This window comes from Siminovitchia sp. FSL W7-1587, assembly GCF_037963795.1.
GTDB classification, from domain to species: domain Bacteria; phylum Bacillota; class Bacilli; order Bacillales; family Bacillaceae_C; genus Siminovitchia; species Siminovitchia thermophila.
Map to the genome: position 1 here is coordinate 435,306 of NZ_CP150169.1, position 13,065 is coordinate 448,370.

Genomic DNA, 13,065 nt, shown 5'->3' on the forward strand with positions numbered 1-13,065 from the left:
GCTATGCGACTGCGTTATTGAATTGTCACCGAAAACTGCTCGCTTAAGCCGACAGGTTCATCATGGTCATTTACAATTTCTATTTTAATGTCATGTACACCTTTGGGCAAATCTTTGACGATAAAAGCAGCCGATTCGTGTTCGCTGTGAAATGTTCCGTTCATGTATAATCGAGCTTTCCCCTTATTTTTTGCCTCCGACTGATTGGAAAATGAAATGGACGGTGCAAAACATTCGATCATGAGTGTATTCCCTTTTAAAATTCGATGAACCGTGAAGGTTTTTTGCTTTGTGCTTTCCTCCGAAGCCCTTGCATTCATTGATTCCGGCTCAGGCAATTTTTGGGCACAGCCGCTGGCAAGCAAAAATACAATGAAACAAATCGCCAATATTTTCAATGTCATCACTCCTTGACCATAGCTTTTCTCCAAACAAGAGGCTTCATGCAAAAAAATAAAGAACACATGGACTTTCATTCACATGTGTTCTTTACTTAGTATTCATTGCTTGGAGCATGCCCATAAACATGTTTGCCATTTGCACTCCCTGTGAAAATTTTTCCACTTGATGAGGAATCGTTTTTTTAAAATAATGGAGGGAGGCGATTTCAAATTGCTCCAATTGTTTTGGATCTCTGGACAATGTTCGATACCATCGAGGCTGTTCCCGGATAAATTGTTTTAATTCATGATTTGCATAAATATATTGCAAAACATCGGCTCTCATCCGTTCTCCTCCTTGCGTCAGTCTTTTCTAAAAGCAAATGGATCGCGGGGTGCCTCTTGTGCCGGGTCGTTTTGTTGCTGGCTACTTCCTTGAAATTGAGAGAGCAGGCCTTGGATCGCACCTATCGCTTGGCTTAGGTTATCAATATGATATTGCATTTGATTGGCATCCATTTTTTTCAAAAGACCGGAAAATTGAGTAAACCATTTTTTTACATCATCCTTGGTTTCGGTTGCTTCAGCCGTTTTTCCATTTTTATATTTTTCCCATTTGGGGTCATCCCCACCGAGCAAGTACCACTCCTCATATAGCTCCTGCCATGTACTTTCCTCTGCTCTTACCAGTTTGACAAGGTTCGGATGCTCTCTTACAAATTGCTTAAATTGTTCGACTGACGGGTGAAGTTTTTTCCTTGTCATCCCTCAATCACCTCAAATGACTCGATTATCCGTCACTTCATGTATATGTTTGATCATATATAATGCCACTGGGTTCCCTTTTATTTTTTACGCACAAAGTTTTGGGTATAATTTTTTTGATAAACACCCACCCCGATATGCGTAACATCCTTATCCAAAAGCGGCTTTCTATGATTCTCCGAATTCAGCCACCCTTCAAATGCTGCCGGTCCGTCAATATAATCTGCGGCAATATTCTCTGCTGCTGATTGAAACTCAACCTTTCCTTCGTTCAACCGCTTTTCCAAGTCGCCGTATTTGGGCGACTCATGGTCAAAATAATCGTTTAAATTCATATCTTTACTATGGCCATAAGCAACGCTTGAAATCTCTTCATCCCACGTTAATGTGTCCAGTCCAAACCTCTTTCGAAAAATATTCGTTATATCGTATATTTGGCGCTCGCTTCCCCTTTCAATTGCTGCCCATTCCTCGTCATCAGGTTCTTCGCTCTGGGGCCCATCTCCTCTGTAAACAAGCTCGTACGACCTTTGGGCAACGAGTGTGTCCTGATCAAGAAAGCGGACACTAAACAGCTTGCCGGTAAACTTATCAACGGACAGTTGGGCGAAAATATCCCCTAGCTGAATAAGCGGCCTCATATTTAAGTCTTCTTCTGAAAGCTCAAGCCGATAAGTTCCATTTTCAGAAGTGACCACAATCTCTGTTTCCAGCATTGTCGTACGGTAAATATCTTCGACCGGCTGGCCTATTTTGTAAGGGGAAACATCTAATTGATCACCTAAAACGTATAATGTAACAATAATGCCATCTCGGACTCCCACTTGCATATATTTATGGGCCTGATCATTGTACACCCACCATTCATAATCATAGGCGGAAGGTTCTTTCCTGTCTGGTTTACCGTGAACTTCCAGCAATTGATTGGCGGGCTTTCCAATATAGGAACCCAATCCGCTTTCAGGCTGAGTTTCAGAACCCGGAATATTTTGATCGGGAATGTTTTCTTCATTATCTTTGGAAGGAAGCATATACGAATTATCTTTTAAGGGGCCTGTTTGTTCGGGAGAATATATATAAAAGCTGATAAACAAGAAGAAGCCAGCCAAAATAAATATTCTGAATAACGTACGCAGCTTTTCTCCTCCTTCCCGAATACTCTTTTCATGATTCGTTTTCATTATACCACTTCCTACTGCATGTACAATAAACTACAGCAAGAAAAACCCTGAAATTCAGGGTTTTTGAAAAGGAAAGTATACATGAATGATAAGTATTCGTCAGAATGAGTAAAGCGTGTCCTTAATGTGCGGGCCAAACTGCTCTAATTGAGACGAAGACAGCACCGATGAAGCCTGCGAAATATAGAGCACTCGTCCAGCCAATGATGAGACTTGTCACGCCGACTAATGACTGTTGACGTATAGGTCGCTAGTAAGCCGATTGAGGCAGGACTGCGTCGATTGAAGCCCGTTGACCTAAATAGGCCGCTAGTTCAGCCGAAAGACGGGCCTGCGGCGATTGAGACCCCAATGAACAGGACAGGCTTCAAGCAACCGATGAGGCAGGACGCGCCAGTTAAAGCGGCGACAAAACATGGATAATCATCCCTCCAAGAGAAAGCGCAAGCTTTTTGGAGCATGACTGACTAAGCAACATCACTTAATGTCCCTGCTGCCTAGCTGGGCTGATTGGGAAAGCAATAGAAAGCTTCATACAATTTTTAGAGATATTTTCCTTGAATCGAGCAAGATGAGTAGCAACATCCATTCCCTTTCAGCTTGTCGATAGCAGTTCGCTTGCGTTTTTCTGTAAGCATCTTCGATTTTGATGAAATCAATGAATGGATTGTTCATCGTCCGGTTCGGATATTTCGGATAAAGCTGTTTTTGCTTGATTATCGGTCAAGTCGCGAACGGCCAGGTCACCGAGAGCAACGATTCCGACAAGCTCACCATTTTCAACAACAGGGAGTCTGCGAATTTGTTCTTTTGCCATTAGTCTCGCCGCTTCCTGCGTAGTCGTATCAGGTGTCACAGTAAATAAGTTCTCACTCATAATTTCTTCAACTTTAGAAGAAGGAGGATTTTTCTCAGCGATGCACCTAAGTACAATGTCACGATCCGTAATAATGCCTACAAGTCTTTTTCCTTCCACAATCGGGATTACACCAACATCCCATTCTTTCATTTTTACCGCAACTTCGTAAATATTATCTTTTAATGAACATGTCTCAACTTCATCCGTCATAATATCCCGGATAAGCGTCATGATGATACCTCCTCCTGAATCATTTTTTCATTACACTTTCATATGTTCACCAACAGTCCGCAAATTATACACAATTGTTACATATTAGAGAGAGCCTTTGTTGCAACTGAGCACTTTTTGGACTATTATAAAACATGGGGAATTACTCATTCGGCCTGATTATTTAGGAGGGATTGAAGATATGAAGTTTGAAGATACTGGTATTGAATCGATAAAAATTGATTTTAACCGTCTGGACGAAGTAATGAGCAAGCACAGAATGATTCTTGCGGGACAATGGGATTATGAACGGGCTACATATGATCATAAGTTCCAAATCAAAGAAGGTACATACTACTTACGCATCCCCGGCTATGCGGTTGAGGGAGATGTCGGTAGCCGCAAAGCAGTTATTCAATTGATGACGCCACTTCTTGGCAAACATTATTATCCTCATGGAGTAGAGTACGGGGACGATGAAGTATTTCCAAACCATCTTGTCAAGCAATGCAAGCAAATGCTTGATAACATCAAAAAAGATTTGGATATGTTTGCTGAGTAGGAGCTGGGACATAAGCAAATGCGAAATAGCAAAAACCGAACAATTCATTTATAATTGTTCGGTTTATTTGTGTAAAAAAATCCCTATCATCGCTACGTCAACATATTTCGCTTTCCGCAGGTCTCTTCAGCTTCCTCGGAAAGCAAAGGTCGCTTTCCTGCGGGATCTTCAGCTCGAGCCATTCCCGCAGGAGTCTACCTATTTTGACTACGGTAAAAGCTTGCGTATTATACACTAGGACAATTTATCCCGCATGTAAGGTGCCCGATTCGTTCAACTAACATTCAGTAGGAGAGGGAAGAAAATCCCTACTGAATGAAGTTTCACTTTATCCCGCATGTAAGATGCCGTAAAGACTCATACTTCAAAATCTTGAGTGAATACAAAAGGTCCAAGTGGGAGAAAACGGCACCTAAATGCCCGATTGGTTCAACTAACATTCAGTAGGAGAGGGAAGAAAATCCCTACTGAATTGTTTCAATTTGTTGTTTGTTTTTTAATCAGCTGATTTAGTTGTGTCCCAGACTATTTGTGCGTTAAGATGCCACACATGTATACGGGAAATGAAGTTGGCCACATTCATCCCGCCAAACAGGACACCCATGTAAGAAGTAGTAGTCAAGAAGGCTTCACAAAGCTTTGAAACAGCCTGCCGCCAAACAGGACTCCTCATGCGGCAAAACGAAGAGCAAGCAATCATATCTTGGATGTGGCGATTTTAGGTGCTTAATAACAAAAAGGATTTATTTGGAAATAATTAAGCCCGCAACATTTTTTCAGAGGGGTTTCTCCTGCGCTAAGCTTCAAATATATTCCAATCTGATGAAAGTGAGCAACAAGTCCCCTTCGCCACTTGGCAAACCCGATTGCCTGAGACTACGGTCCTGCACTTTTTTTGTTTTTGCCTGCATATTACTACCGAAAAGGCTGTGGACATTATATAATAAATTAAAATCATGAGAAAAGGAGAAGTATTTTGCGTGGAATGTTAAAAAGAAAATACGTGATTCTTGCTGCCGCCATGGTGATTCTTGGTTTGGCCGCGTTTTATATCCTTCCAGTATCTGTCCCACTGATCGCCGCATTGATTACTGCACTTTTGTTGGAGCCGCTCGTAAGAATGCTGCAATCAAAGTTTAAAATGAAAAGACATTATAACGTCATGATCGTTTTTACAGTATTTACACTTGTTATGGGGATTGGCATTTATTTCACAACAACGAAAGTCATCAGCCAAGGCGTTAAGCTTGTGGAAGATCTGCCGGAGTACGTGAACAATGTTTCGAGAATATGGTACCAATATGAAGAACAATTTAAAAACACCGCCCAAGCGCTACCAAAAGAAATGGTTCATGCCGTCACCCACGAAATAAACACTTTTTTGAACACGATTGTAACGAGCGTCATCAATTATATCAATATAGAAAATATCAGTAGTGCGTTATCATACATACCGAACTTTTTAGTAAGCTTTCTCGTATACTTGATCGCATTATTTCTGTTTATGTTGGATTTACCTAAAATACGAAATAGAATTTACCGTCATTTAACCGATCAAACTTCAGAAAAAGTAAATTTCATGACGAAAAGGATCTCAACGGTTGTTTTTGGTTTTTGCAAAGCGCAGTTTTTAGTCAGTTTGTTGATTCTGGGTGTTTCATTAATTGGCCTCTTAATCATTTCTCCCAAAACAGCCATTATTATGTCTATCATTATTTGGATCATTGATTTAATACCCATTATCGGTTCAATCGTCATACTGGCTCCATGGTCACTATATCACCTGTTAACAGGAAACGTCATTCTTGGTACACAACTGGCGGTTCTTGCAACCGTTTTGCTTATTATTAGACGAACAGTGGAACCAAAAGTGATGGGAACCCATATCGGTTTGTCGCCACTTGCAACCTTAATTGCCATGTATCTCGGTTTAAAGTTATTTGGCTTTCTTGGGTTTTTCATTGGACCGATGCTGCTCATCGTTTTCAAAACAGCACGAGAGGCCGAGATTATCAAATTAAACTTCAAAATATAAGATCTATTGCTTCAATAGATTTTGGAGGAATAACCCAACCAAGGCGCTCATGTTAACTATCGTAGACAATGCTGCAGAACTCCAGGCAGGCTTCATGCGGCTTTTCTACGATTCATAAAATGGCGAGCCTGCTCGTTAATAAATACTCGCCGCCTATTTGAAGTGATATTCTGGTTTCCTTGGAGCGATGAGCTCCTTGAATATGTCTTGATTCCATCACCCTATAACCATTCTTGCATTTACCGCACAAGTTAAATCGTTTTTGCGCTCGCCCTTCTAGCAAAAGCGAAGATTGCCCATATTTTATTTAAAAAAACATGCCAGGAATCCCCCTGGCATGTTTTTATGTTTAATTTCCCAATATTGCTTTGATAAGAGAAGTCGTTTCCCCACCCTCATATATCACATACAACAGTAAATAGACTATAACACCTGTTATTCCGGTTGCAAGCCATACAACACTTGAAAACGGCCCAATCTTACGATGAACATGCAGCCTGTCTTTAAAGCCGGTCCACAGAGAGATAATGCCAAGGACAGCACCTACAGTTGCCAAGGTAATATGAAAGAATAAGAAAACTGTGTAAAACAACTTTACTTCATCCGGACCCCCGAATGAAGTATTTCCTATAAATACTGTCCTTGATGAATAAATAGCAAAAAAGATTACGGCAAATACAGCTGCTGCTGTCATCATTTTTTGATGGGTTTCTAGTTCTCTTCTCTTGACTTTGGACCAGCCAATTGCTACTAGAACAGCACTTATAACGATACACACCGTACTGATTGTCGGTAACATTGGAACAGACATTATGCGATACCCTTCCTTATTTGTATATTGAATTGCTCCAGTACTTCCCGTCTTTATTTTAGTTAATCTGCGTGGCGGGGTTCCTGCTGAACAAGCGTTCCTGTTTCATCCACAGGTTCCGAATCAACTTGCTCTTTTTTATACCAATCAAAGAATACTTTTGCCAAGATGGTGGCGAGTACAATTTCCTGGATGATTTTCATTAATACGCCGCCTAATTGTTGGTCTTCCTTTGCTGGCATGTTTGTGAATAATTCTGGGCCACTGATGGTCAGCCCTTCCAAAGTTGACCCGGGCACACAGAGGGCCATCGACTTTAGCCATAATTCCCCATCAGTATAGGTCGCATACATTGCTTCGGGAGCAAATATAATGAGTCCGCATGCCGGTGTAAGGAGAACCGCATCCCCCAATATATAACCGATCTTTTTCAAGCCATGAAGTTGATTCTGCCCCGGCAGAGTATTGACTAAAGGCCACCACAGAAAAATGGCAAACACAAATAACATCACCGTATACGAAGCATGCAAAATGATATTCATTTTTACGAAATCCATTACAAGTGGAATATGATAAATCGAAAATAGCCCATTAAATCCAACTAGAGCGATAAGGGGCCTTGTAAAAAAACGGAACATTGAACGAATCACTGGCAGTTCAATCACTTTTTCCCAAATCCAGTTCGGCACCCCCGCAATGAAAAGCGGTGGTATGACAAGGTAAAGAAATGCCATTTGCACCATATGAAAAGAAAACATGATATGCGCCATTAAGTCCACGGGAGAGCCCTTAATCACATAAAGGAGAACCATGCTTATGACAAAAATGATGCCTTCTTTTTTTTTCAGTGGTTCACTGTTGGCAAATTGGTCACGTTTCTTAACCGTCAAATAGAAAAAGGCGGCGATCAACAACAAAACAAAGATCAAAAAATACGGGCTCCAAAGAGCTCGAAATCCAAATATACTTAAAGCGCTAAAAGGCATTCGCCTTCACCTCTTTTGTAGAATACGTTTCCTTCTACTTTTCATTATACGTTTACCTACTTTCCGGTTCAATGATGGCGATTGACAAGTTCATGACAAAACAAATGAAAAGCCAGCCGAAAGTTTCGACTGGCTCTCCTATTACCACCATACAATCGTGACGAAGCCCAAAATGGTTACAAAACCAATAATGACTCCCCCATATATAAATAATTGAACCGCTTCATGTCCTTTTTCATTCATATGCATGAAATAATACAATTGGAAAATAACTTGCACCAATGCGAGCAAAAGAATGAACGGGATGACAAACCATTTGTCAAACCCTGCTGCCACTGCCCCAAATGCCACCAATGTCAGAAAAATTGAAATGGCAAAAGAAATTACTTGATGGCGCATGGCTTCCTTGTTTCTTTTTTTGCGGTACTCATAATCAACGCGTGCATTTCCTGAATTCATGTATTGATCTTCCATACGTTATCCCACCATTCCCATTAAATAAACGACAGTGAAGATAAATACCCAGACTACGTCAATAAAGTGCCAGTAAATACTTGCCAGGTAAAACTTTGGCGCATTATAAAGGCTGAGTCCACGTTTTCTGTTTCTGATCAGCAATGCTGCAATCCAGCCAAGTCCAAACACTACGTGTCCTCCGTGGAATCCAACAAGTGTATAGAAAGCCGAGCTGAAAGCACTGCTTGTGAAACCAAATCCTAACTCTGTCGTATAATGCCAAAACTCATAAATTTCTAAAGCAAAGAATCCTAAGCCCAATAAAAGCGTGATGATAAACCATAACTGCATCTTTTTATAATTAAAGTTCCGCAAATGGTAAATGGCATACACACTTGTTACCGAACTAGTGAGTAACAGCATCGTCATGGCAAATGCAAGCGGTAAACCGAAGACTTCGGACGAGGTCAAGCCTCCGCTGGCTGGGACCTTATCCTTCAGTGCCAAATATGTGGCGAAAAAGGACGCAAATAATACGGTTTCGCCCCCAAGAAAGAACCAGAGGCCCAAAAACTTATTTTTACCCTCCAGAGTGGCCCGTTCAGGCAACTCGGGCCATGTTTCTGGAGTAAATTGCTGTTCAACCTGCATTATGCCTTAACCCCCTTCTCATCTTCCAACAACTCGGCTTTCGGAATATGATAGCCATGATCATCTTTCAGGGAGCGCACAAGCATGGATCCAAAGGCGATAGCCAAACCAATGATTAATACTGGTATTCCCCAAGCATGTTCCTGATTGTAAATGGCTCCAAAGGAAGCAACGAAGAAACCTAAAGAGATCATAAATGGAATAAATGAACCATTTGGCATATGAATGTCTCCTACAGGCTCTGCTGGAGTCATTTCTGTTTTTCCATCCATTTTCTCAAGCCAGTAAGCATCAAGTCCGCGAACGAGCGGGAGTTGTTTAAAGTTATAAAATGGCGGTGGTGAAGGAATTGCCCATTCGATAGAACGGCCGTCACCCCAAGGGTCATTTGCAACAGATTCATTTTTAATAGCAGTGATCACAACGTTAATGAGTAAAACCACAACGGCTACACCCATTGTCAAAGCTCCGATAGAACTAATCATGTTTCCAGTCTCTAATCCTTGTCCGTCAAGGAATGTAAAGACTCTTCGCGGCATCCCCATTAGACCAAGGAAATGCTGGATGAAGAATGTTAGATGGAACCCGATGACAAATAAGATACATGTGATTTTCCCTAAAGTCTCATTTAACATGTGTCCAAAAAGCTTTGGCCAGTAAAAATGAACGGCAGCAAAAATACCGAATACGACTCCACCAACAATGACATAGTGGAAGTGGGCCACGATAAAGTAGGTGTCATGGTATTGGTAGTCGGCTGGAGCTGCAGCCTGCATGATTCCAGTCACTCCACCCATTACGAATGAAGGAATGAACGCTGCCGCCCATAGCATTGGTGTTGTAAATTTAATGCTTCCGCCCCACATTGTTAATAGCCAGTTAAAGATTTTAATACCTGTCGGAACCGCAATTGCCATCGTCGCAACAGCAAAGATTGCATTGGCGATATTACCTAATCCAACTGTAAACATATGGTGAGCCCACACCATGAAGCCAAGGAATCCGATTAGAACGGTAGCAAATACCATTGACGAATATCCAAATAATCTTTTTCTTGAAAAGGTCGAGATCACTTCCGAGAAAATCCCGAAAGCAGGCAAAATCAAGATATATACTTCCGGATGTCCAAAGATCCAGAAGAAGTGTTCCCAAATAATCGTGTTCCCTCCGGCAGCTACATTAAAGAATTGAGAGCCAAACAGTCTGTCAAATGTAAGCAAGAACAATGCAACTGTCAGCGGCGGGAATGCAAACAAAATAAGTGCTGAAGTGATAAATGTTGTCCATGTGAACATTGGCATTCTCATGTAAGTCATTCCTGGCGCACGCATGTTGATAATCGTGACCAAGAAGTTAATTCCCCCCATGAGTGTTCCAAACCCGGAAATTTGAATTCCGGTAGCATAGAAATCTGTACCATGGGTTGCGGAGTTCATCGCAAGTGATGCATAAGAAGTCCAACCAGCTTCTGGTGCGCCTCCTAAAAACCAAGAGACGTTGACCAATAATCCTCCAAAAATGAACAGCCATAGTCCAAGAGCATTCAAAAACGGGAATGCCACGTCCCGCGCCCCAATTTGGAGAGGCATAATGGCGTTCATAAATCCAATCAAGATCGGCATGGCGGCAAAGAAGATCATCGTTGTCCCATGCATGGTCATCATTTCATTAAACGTTCCAGCACTTACAAAGTCATTGTTAGGAACTGCGAGCTGGATACGAATAATCATGGCTTCGATTCCGCCAAGGAGGAAGAAGAAAAATCCTGCGCCAAAATATAAGATACCAACTTTTTTATGGTCGACAGTCGTTAAATAATCCCATAAAACGGCACCGAAACCTCTTTTTTGAGCAATAGTACTCACAGAGATAAACCTCCCTTATTTTAAAGTCGTCATTCTTGAACCTTTAATTCCATTAAATAGGCAGCCAAAGCATCCAATTCTTCATCAGATAATGCTGGATAAGTGCCCGTCATTTTATTGCCCGGTTTCACTTTCTCAGGATCCTTCAGCCATTCCTTCAAGTTTTCCTCGTTATGGTCAAGGATACCGGCAATTCTTTCGCGTTCAGCAAACCCGGCCAAATTTGGTGCTGTTCTCGCTTGAGCCGGTGCTTCGTTGCTCGGGGAGATAGCATGGCATGTGATACAGCTTTGTTGAAAAATTTCTTCTCCCTGTTGCGCAAGTTCTGTAGTTGGAGCAGGTTCTTTGGCGTCTTGCATATCTGCCACCCATTTTTCAAAATCTTGCTGAGGCAACGCTTTTACCTTGAAGTCCATTAATGCGTGGGAAGGACCGCATAGCTCGGCACACTTTCCGTAAAAGACATTTTCTGCTTTTTCCGCTTTTTTGCCGTCAACAATCAACCAAAACTTGTTTTCGTTTTCAGGGTTTGTATCCAGCTTTCCTCCCAGTGGCGGAATCCAAAACGAGTGTTTTACATCTGCGGCTTTTACTTTGAAATAAACTTTCTCGTCAGTCGGAATCACCAAGTCCTGGCTTGTTACGATGCCAAGATCAGGATATTCAAATTCCCACCAGTACAAATGGGCACGCACATTGACAACCAATGCCTCCCTGTTTCCATCCTCATCCTTCTTGTTAATTGCGGATACATCGCCTTGGCTAAATGTAATGGCAACCGTAGGAACGGCGAGAATCAGCAACAAGACAATTGGAATAACAGTCCAGACGATTTCCAATGTATGACTGCCTTCAACCTGTTTAGGGATCTTATTTTCTTCCCCTTTCCGGCGACGGAAACGAATAATGGCAAAAGTAAAAATGATTACTACAACGACGATTACCAATGTCATGATCCCCAAACTTAACAGAATGAGATCATATTGTTGCTTGGCAATTTTACCCGCTGGTACCAGTGCGGATACAAAAGGCTCGCCGCAGCCTGAAAGAACGAGCGCCAACATCGCAAACACCGATAAAAGGCGCCACTTATGCAGCCATTGTTTCATAATTCTACTAACCCCTCTTTCGTTAAAAAATCATAATGTCAACCAATGACCGGGTCTTTTATATATGGATTTCTTACATAAGAAAGAATTCCCCAAGTTATATAACTGTAAATATGACCATGGCCGTAAAAAGAATGGTCAAATAATTTAAGGAATAGACAAACATGAACGTTGCCCATTTTATATTATTTTTCATTTTATATCCAGCAATACCCAAAATGAGCCATCCGACATTTAAAATAGTCGCAAATATCACGAATGGAGTGCCCAAAGAAGACATAAAAAACGGTAATGGGAGCAACAAGGCCACCCACATAATAATGCTTCTCTTTGTAGCAGCAAATCCTTTTACAACAGGCAACATCGGAATATTTGCCGCCCGGTATTCTTCCACTCTTCTCATTGCCAACGCATAAAAATGCGGCGGCTGCCAAATGAACATGAGGAGAAAAAGCATCCAGGCCATGGCCGGCAAGCTCGGATCCACTGCCGCCCAACCAATTAAGGGCGGGACCGCACCGGAAATGCTTCCGATCACAGTGTTGCTTACATACCGCCTCTTTGACCACATGCTATAGAGAACCACGTAACTGAAGACCCCTACTATACTAATAAGACCGGCTGTCATATTTGTCATAAAAACCATGAACAGGCCAGCAGCGATAAAAATAAAGCCAATCGCCAACACTTTGCCTCCGCTGATTCTTCCTGTAACTGTAGGCCTGTCTTTCGTTCTTTCCATAATCGGGTCAATGTCACGATCAATATAATTATTGAGTGCACATGAACCGGCTATAATAAGGGATGTGCCAAGCAATGTTAAAAAGACAATGTCAAGTGACTGCAAAAAGTGTTTTTCAGTCATGATGATTGCTATCCATAGTCCAGTAAATGTGGTGATCAAGTTCGAGTTGACAATACCAATTTTGATCAATGACAGGAAGTCTTTCCAGGCAGTAGCAGGAGGGATGGCTTCTTCCACCGCTGATGCAAGCCGACTGTTATCCATTATTCTTCCACCTCTCTCCCTTTATAAACTTGATTGCTTTACCCTTACTATAGTCCAAAATGATGCAATTTTCCCTTATTATGTTCATTTTTCAGTATTTGTTCACTTATTTTCCTGTTTTTTCAATATGTTATGTAGGTATGCTGGTGCACTTTGTATTGTACCATAATGCATCCGAAAATCCGA

The 13,065-nt window shown here is 41.6% G+C and carries 14 protein-coding genes; 2 read left to right on the forward strand and 12 right to left on the reverse strand.

What is annotated here, in order from left to right; genetic code table 11:
• Positions 1 to 14: 14 nt before the first annotated feature.
• From NST31_RS02080 to NST31_RS02100, 5 genes are all read right to left on the reverse strand, one after another.
• Positions 15 to 398 (reverse strand): hypothetical protein, encoded by a 384-nt coding sequence (locus NST31_RS02080; protein ID WP_139345599.1) that lies wholly within the window; start codon positions 396 to 398, stop codon positions 15 to 17.
• 91 nt (positions 399 to 489) lie between these two features.
• On the reverse strand, positions 490 to 726 hold the full coding sequence (locus NST31_RS02085; protein ID WP_077111009.1) for a YlbE-like family protein: 237 nt from the start codon (positions 724 to 726) through the stop codon (positions 490 to 492).
• A gap of 17 nt (positions 727 to 743) precedes the next feature.
• Positions 744 to 1,145, reverse strand: a complete 402-nt coding sequence (locus tag NST31_RS02090; RefSeq protein WP_077111006.1) for a YlbD family protein — start codon at positions 1,143 to 1,145, stop codon at positions 744 to 746.
• A gap of 80 nt (positions 1,146 to 1,225) precedes the next feature.
• Positions 1,226 to 2,326: a CAP domain-containing protein gene (locus tag NST31_RS02095; RefSeq protein ID WP_077111004.1), complete on the reverse strand. Its 1,101-nt coding sequence runs from the start codon at positions 2,324 to 2,326 to the stop codon at positions 1,226 to 1,228.
• A gap of 655 nt (positions 2,327 to 2,981) precedes the next feature.
• Positions 2,982 to 3,416 carry a CBS domain-containing protein gene (locus tag NST31_RS02100; RefSeq protein ID WP_077111002.1) on the reverse strand — a complete coding sequence of 145 codons (435 nt, stop codon included), beginning with the start codon at positions 3,414 to 3,416 and terminating at the stop codon, positions 2,982 to 2,984.
• 181 nt (positions 3,417 to 3,597) lie between these two features.
• Here NST31_RS02100 and NST31_RS02105 point away from each other — a divergent pair, with 181 nt between their 5' ends.
• Positions 3,598 to 3,957 carry a YugN family protein gene (locus tag NST31_RS02105; RefSeq protein ID WP_077111000.1) on the forward strand — a complete coding sequence of 120 codons (360 nt, stop codon included), beginning with the start codon at positions 3,598 to 3,600 and terminating at the stop codon, positions 3,955 to 3,957.
• 985 nt (positions 3,958 to 4,942) lie between these two features.
• Entirely contained in the window at positions 4,943 to 5,992 is a 1,050-nt protein-coding gene (gene ytvI, locus NST31_RS02110) for a sporulation integral membrane protein YtvI (protein ID WP_077111028.1), read from the forward strand.
• A gap of 349 nt (positions 5,993 to 6,341) precedes the next feature.
• Here the strand turns inward: ytvI and NST31_RS02115 are convergent, their stop codons facing one another.
• The 7 genes from NST31_RS02115 to cyoE form a co-directional block, all read right to left on the reverse strand.
• Positions 6,342 to 6,803 carry a DUF420 domain-containing protein gene (locus NST31_RS02115; RefSeq protein WP_077110998.1) on the reverse strand — a complete coding sequence of 154 codons (462 nt, stop codon included), beginning with the start codon at positions 6,801 to 6,803 and terminating at the stop codon, positions 6,342 to 6,344.
• 62 nt (positions 6,804 to 6,865) lie between these two features.
• Positions 6,866 to 7,789, reverse strand: coding sequence for a cytochrome c oxidase assembly factor CtaG (gene ctaG / locus NST31_RS02120; RefSeq protein WP_077110996.1), 924 nt, complete (start codon positions 7,787 to 7,789; stop codon positions 6,866 to 6,868).
• Positions 7,790 to 7,930: 141 nt separating this feature from the next.
• The gene (gene ctaF / locus NST31_RS02125; RefSeq protein ID WP_077110995.1) at positions 7,931 to 8,263 is read right to left on the reverse strand and encodes a cytochrome c oxidase subunit IVB; all 333 of its coding nucleotides are present in this window, start codon (positions 8,261 to 8,263) and stop codon (positions 7,931 to 7,933) included.
• 3 nt (positions 8,264 to 8,266) lie between these two features.
• Entirely contained in the window at positions 8,267 to 8,896 is a 630-nt protein-coding gene (locus NST31_RS02130; RefSeq protein ID WP_339163607.1) for a cytochrome c oxidase subunit 3, read from the reverse strand.
• A complete protein-coding gene (gene ctaD / locus NST31_RS02135) occupies positions 8,896 to 10,761 on the reverse strand; it encodes a cytochrome c oxidase subunit I (protein ID WP_077110991.1) in 1,866 nt (621 codons plus the stop codon). Before ctaD ends, NST31_RS02130 begins: the two co-directional genes overlap by 1 nt.
• 29 nt (positions 10,762 to 10,790) lie before the next feature.
• A complete protein-coding gene (coxB, locus tag NST31_RS02140; protein ID WP_077110990.1) occupies positions 10,791 to 11,870 on the reverse strand; it encodes a cytochrome c oxidase subunit II in 1,080 nt (359 codons plus the stop codon).
• Positions 11,871 to 11,967: 97 nt separating this feature from the next.
• Positions 11,968 to 12,879, reverse strand: coding sequence for a heme o synthase (cyoE, locus tag NST31_RS02145; protein WP_077110988.1), 912 nt, complete (start codon positions 12,877 to 12,879; stop codon positions 11,968 to 11,970).
• Between the last annotated feature and the right edge of the window lie 186 nt (positions 12,880 to 13,065).

What these genes read in the sequence shown, in the direction of transcription:
- NST31_RS02085 (WP_077111009.1), bottom strand. Translation starts at nt 726, where the DNA reads ATGAGAGCCGATGTTTTGCAATATATTTATGCAAATCATGAATTAAAA.
- NST31_RS02090 (WP_077111006.1), bottom strand. Translation starts at nt 1,145, where the DNA reads ATGACAAGGAAAAAACTTCACCCGTCAGTCGAACAATTTAAGCAATTT.
- NST31_RS02095 (WP_077111004.1), bottom strand. Translation starts at nt 2,326, where the DNA reads ATGAAAACGAATCATGAAAAGAGTATTCGGGAAGGAGGAGAAAAGCTG.
- NST31_RS02100 (WP_077111002.1), bottom strand. Translation starts at nt 3,416, where the DNA reads ATGACGCTTATCCGGGATATTATGACGGATGAAGTTGAGACATGTTCA.
- NST31_RS02105 (WP_077111000.1), top strand. Translation starts at nt 3,598, where the DNA reads ATGAAGTTTGAAGATACTGGTATTGAATCGATAAAAATTGATTTTAAC.
- ytvI (WP_077111028.1), top strand. Translation starts at nt 4,943, where the DNA reads ATGTTAAAAAGAAAATACGTGATTCTTGCTGCCGCCATGGTGATTCTT.
- NST31_RS02115 (WP_077110998.1), bottom strand. Translation starts at nt 6,803, where the DNA reads ATGTCTGTTCCAATGTTACCGACAATCAGTACGGTGTGTATCGTTATA.
- ctaG (WP_077110996.1), bottom strand. Translation starts at nt 7,789, where the DNA reads ATGCCTTTTAGCGCTTTAAGTATATTTGGATTTCGAGCTCTTTGGAGC.
- ctaF (WP_077110995.1), bottom strand. Translation starts at nt 8,263, where the DNA reads ATGGAAGATCAATACATGAATTCAGGAAATGCACGCGTTGATTATGAG.
- NST31_RS02130 (WP_339163607.1), bottom strand. Translation starts at nt 8,896, where the DNA reads ATGCAGGTTGAACAGCAATTTACTCCAGAAACATGGCCCGAGTTGCCT.
- coxB (WP_077110990.1), bottom strand. Translation starts at nt 11,870, where the DNA reads ATGAAACAATGGCTGCATAAGTGGCGCCTTTTATCGGTGTTTGCGATG.
- cyoE (WP_077110988.1), bottom strand. Translation starts at nt 12,879, where the DNA reads ATGGATAACAGTCGGCTTGCATCAGCGGTGGAAGAAGCCATCCCTCCT.